Here is a 4,013-nt window from a genome sequence, read left to right as displayed (position 1 = left end):
GAGGAAGGGATAGCAACATCGGTGCCAGTGTGGCGCCGTGGCGGGCGGGCGGCGGCGCGTTGGCCACGAGGCCTTTTGCACACGAAATCTGTATACACATTCTCCGCGCGCGGCCGGGTCGGGTCATCCTGACATACCCTGAAAAAGGCGCGCCCCACGGCGGTGCTGGCACCGACGTGGGGCGCATTGTGGCCCTGAAGTGGTGCGGCGCGCCCCGAGAGGAACCCGGGGCTGCCGTGGAATCAGGCCTGGGCCGCCGCCAGCGCCGTCATGTTGAGCACGCGGCGCACGGTGGCCGCGGGCGTGAGGATGTGCACCGTGCCCTTGGCGCCCATGAGCACCGGGCCCACGGTGACGCCGCCGCTGGCGGTGGTCTTCATCACGTTGTAGAGGATGTTGGCCGCGTCCAGGTTGGGGCAGATGAGCAGGTTGGCCGCGCCGGTGAGCGTGCCCTCGGCCAGGTAGGCGCTGCGGATCTCGGGCTGCAGGGCGGCGTCGCCGTGCAGCTCGCCATCGCATTCGATGCCGGGGTGCGTGGTGACGAAGATGTCGCGGGCGCGCGCCATCTTGCGCGCCGAGGGGCGCTTGCTGGAGCCGTAGCTGGAGTGCGAGAGGAAGGCCACGCGCGGCTGGTGGCCGAAGCGCTGCACCGTCTGCGCGGCCATGCCGGCGATCTCGGCGAGTTCCTCGGCGCTGGGGTCCTCGTTGACGTAGGTGTCGGCGATGAACAGCGGGCCGCGGTCGGTCATGAGGGCATTGACGGCGGCGTAGAGGTTGGCGCCCGCGCGGCGGCCCAGGATGCTGTCGATGCGCTCCAGGTGCGTCATGTAGCTGCCCACCAGGCCGCAGATGAGGGCGTCGGCATCGCCGAGCGAGATCATGAGCGAGCCGATGATGGTGTTGGAGCGCCGCACCGCGGCCTTGGCGACTTCGGGCGTGGCGCCGTGGCGGCCCAGCAGGTGGTGGTAGTGCTCCCAGTACTGGCGAAAGCGCGGGTCGTCCTCGGGGTTGACGTTCTCCACGTCGGTGCCCAGGCGCATGCGCAGGCCGGCCTTGGCGATGCGCGCCTCGATGACGGCCGGGCGGCCGATGAGGATGGGGTGGGCCAGGCCGTCGTCGATGGCCATCTGCGCGGCGCGCAGCGCGCGCTCGTCCTCGCCATCGGCGTAGGCCACGCGCTGCTTCTTGGCCTGGGCCTTGGCCGCGCTGAAGACCGGCTGCATGAGGATGCCGGTCTGGTAGACGAAGCGGCCGAGCTGCTGGCGGTAGGCGTCCATGTCGGCGATGGGCCGCGTGGCCACGCCGGAGTCGGCCGCCGCCTGCGCCACGGCGGGCGCGATGCGCAGGATCAGGCGCGAGTCGAAGGGCTTGGGGATGAGGTACTCGGGGCCGAAGCTGAGCTCCTGGCCGGCGTAGGCGTTGGCCACCTCTTCACTGGTTTCGCTCTTCACCAGGTCGGCGATCTGGCGCACACAGGCCAGTTTCATCTCTTCGGTGATGCGCGTGGCGCCGCAGTCGAGGGCGCCGCGGAAGATGTAGGGGAAACACAGGACGTTGTTGACCTGGTTCGGGTAGTCGCTGCGGCCGGTGGCGATGATGCAGTCGGGCCGCACGGCCTTGGCGAGTTCGGGGCGGATCTCGGGCTCGGGGTTGGCCAGGGCCAGGATGATGGGCTGGGCGGCCATGGTCTTGACCATCTCGGCCGTCATCACGCCGGGGGCCGAGCAGCCCAGGAAGACGTCGGCGCCGTTCACGGCATCGGCCAGGGTGCGTTTGTCGGTGGCCTGCGCGTAGCGCTGCTTGGACTCGTCCATGCCGCCGGGGCGGCCCTGGTACAGCACGCCCTTGGAGTCGCAGACGAAGATGCGGTGGCGCGAGACGCCCAGGCCGACCATCACGTCCAGGCAGGCAATGGCCGCCGCACCAGCGCCGGAGACGGCCACCGTCACCTCGCCGATGGCCTTGCCCACGAGCTCCAGGCCGTTGAGCAGGGCGGCCGCGCTGATGATGGCGGTGCCGTGCTGGTCGTCGTGGAAGACGGGAATGTTCAGCCGCTCGCGCAGTTGCTTCTCGATGGTGAAGCACTCGGGGGCCTTGATGTCCTCGAGGTTGATGCCGCCGAGCGTGGGCTCCAGCGCGGCGATGATGTCCACCAGCTTGTCCGGGTCCTTCTCGGCGAGTTCGATGTCGAAGACGTCGATGCCGGCGAACTTCTTGAACAGGCAGCCCTTGCCCTCCATCACCGGCTTGCCCGCGAGCGGGCCGATGTCGCCCAGGCCCAGCACGGCGGTGCCGTTGGTGACCACGCCCACCAGGTTGCCGCGGCTGGTGTAGTCGGCGGCCTTGTTCGGGTCGGCCTGGATCTCCAGGCAGGGGTAGGCCACGCCGGGGGAGTAGGCCAGCGACAGGTCGCGCTGGTTGGACAGCGGCTTGGTCGGCGCGACGGTGATCTTGCCCTGGCGGGGGCTGCGGTGGTATTCGAGCGCGGCGTCGCGCAAGGCCTGTTCGGCGGGCGTCATGGCGGTCTCCTCGTTGTCTGCGGTGACGGGGCCGGCATTGTGGCAGCGCCTGCGACCGGCCCACGCCAGGGTATCAGGCGCGCAGCAGATCGTGCAGGGTGCGCGCAATGACCTTGGTGGCGCGGCGCAGGTCGTCCAGGCGCACGTGCTCGTCGGCGCGTTTGGCGTTGGACTCGCGCACGGTGCGCGGGCCGGCCCCGTAGATGACGCCGGGAATGCCGCGTTCGACATACAGGCGCACGTCGGTGTAGAGCGGCGTGCCGACGGCGGGGATGGGCTCGCCGAACACCGCTTCGCCGTTCGTTTGCAGGGCCTTCACCAGGGCGGCGTTGCCCGCCAGCGGTTGCATGGCGCGGGCCAGCAGCATGCGTTTCACGTCCACGCGCAGCGCCTTGCCGCCGCGCGGCGGGTTGAAGCTGGCGGCGGCCTTCGCGATGGTCTCGCGCAGCGCGGCCTCCACCTGCGCCGGGTCTTCCTCGGGGATCATGCGGCGGTCGAGCTTGAGCACGACCTTGCCGGGGATGACGTTGGTGTTGGTCCCGCCGCTGATGAGCCCGACGTTGAGGTAGGGGTGGGTGATGCCCTCGACGGTGGAGCGCACCTGGAGGTAGTCGCGGTTGAGCGCGTACAGGGCGTTGAGGATGTGCGTGGCGCCCTGCAGCGCGTCGGTGCCGCTGTCGGGGATGGCGGCGTGCGCCATGTCGCCCTGCACCGTCACTTCGAGCTGCAGGCAGCCGTTGTGGGCCACCACCACCTGGTAGCTGAAGCCGGCGGCGATCATCAGGTCCGGTTTCGTCAGGCCCTTGGCGAGCAACCACCCCGGGCCCAGTTCGCCGCCGAACTCCTCGTCGTAGGTGAAGTGCAGTTCGACGCCGCCCTTGAGCGGCGCCTTCAGCGATTCGAGCGCGCGCAGCGCGAAGGTGAAGCTGGAGAAGTCGCTCTTGCTCACGGCGGTGGCGCGGCCATACATGGCGCCATCGGCGATCTCGCCGCCGTAGGGGTCGTGCGTCCAGCCCTCGCCGGGCGGCACCACGTCGCCGTGGGCGTTGAGCGCGATCACCGGGCCGCCGTCGGCGAAGCGGCGGCGCACGATGAGGTTGGTGATGCTCTGCAGGCCGGCGGCCTGCACCTCGGCCTCGGGCACGGCGTGCCGCTCGGCGGTGTAGCCCATGGCGGCCAGCAGCTCGGCGGTGCGCTCGGCGTGGGGGGCGTTGTTGCCGGGCGGCGTGTCGGTGGGCACGCGCACCAGTTCCTGCAGGAAGCGGACTTCCTCGTCGAAGTGGCGGTCGATCCAGGTGTCGATCTGTGGGTAGCGGTCGGTCATGGGTGGTCCGCCAGTTGTTCGAGCAACTGGCTGAAGGCGTCGACGCACAGCTGCGCGTCGTCGGCGGTGATGGTTTCCAGCGGGTTGTGGCTGATGCCCGAGTTGCCGCCCCGCACGAACAGCATGGCCTGCGGCATCACCTCGTGCAGTTTCATCGCGTCGTGCCCGGC

2 protein-coding genes are annotated in these 4,013 nt (G+C 70.0%); both read right to left on the bottom strand.

Going from position 1 to position 4,013, the window contains the following annotated elements:
- Positions 1-242: 242 nt before the first annotated feature.
- Positions 243-2,519, bottom strand: a complete 2,277-nt coding sequence (locus VLG41_RS09585) for an NADP-dependent malic enzyme (RefSeq protein WP_325349166.1) — start codon at positions 2,517-2,519, stop codon at positions 243-245.
- A 73-nt stretch (positions 2,520-2,592) separates the two neighbouring features.
- Complete coding sequence (locus VLG41_RS09580) at positions 2,593-3,843, bottom strand: M20 family metallopeptidase (RefSeq protein WP_325349165.1); 1,251 nt, start codon at positions 3,841-3,843, stop codon at positions 2,593-2,595.
- Between the last annotated feature and the right edge of the window lie 170 nt (positions 3,844-4,013).

The organism is Hydrogenophaga sp. (assembly GCF_035481345.1).
Classification (GTDB): Bacteria; Pseudomonadota; Gammaproteobacteria; order Burkholderiales; family Burkholderiaceae_C; genus Hydrogenophaga.
The sequence above is the reverse complement of the archived record's forward strand: the minus strand, read 5'-3'. Positions and strand labels throughout refer to the sequence as shown.

Bases quoted from the DNA above. Each gene is read 5' to 3' on its own strand.
- VLG41_RS09585 (WP_325349166.1), bottom strand. From the start codon at position 2,519: ATGACGCCCGCCGAACAGGCCTTGCGCGACGCCGCGCTCGAATACCAC.
- VLG41_RS09580 (WP_325349165.1), bottom strand. From the start codon at position 3,843: ATGACCGACCGCTACCCACAGATCGACACCTGGATCGACCGCCACTTC.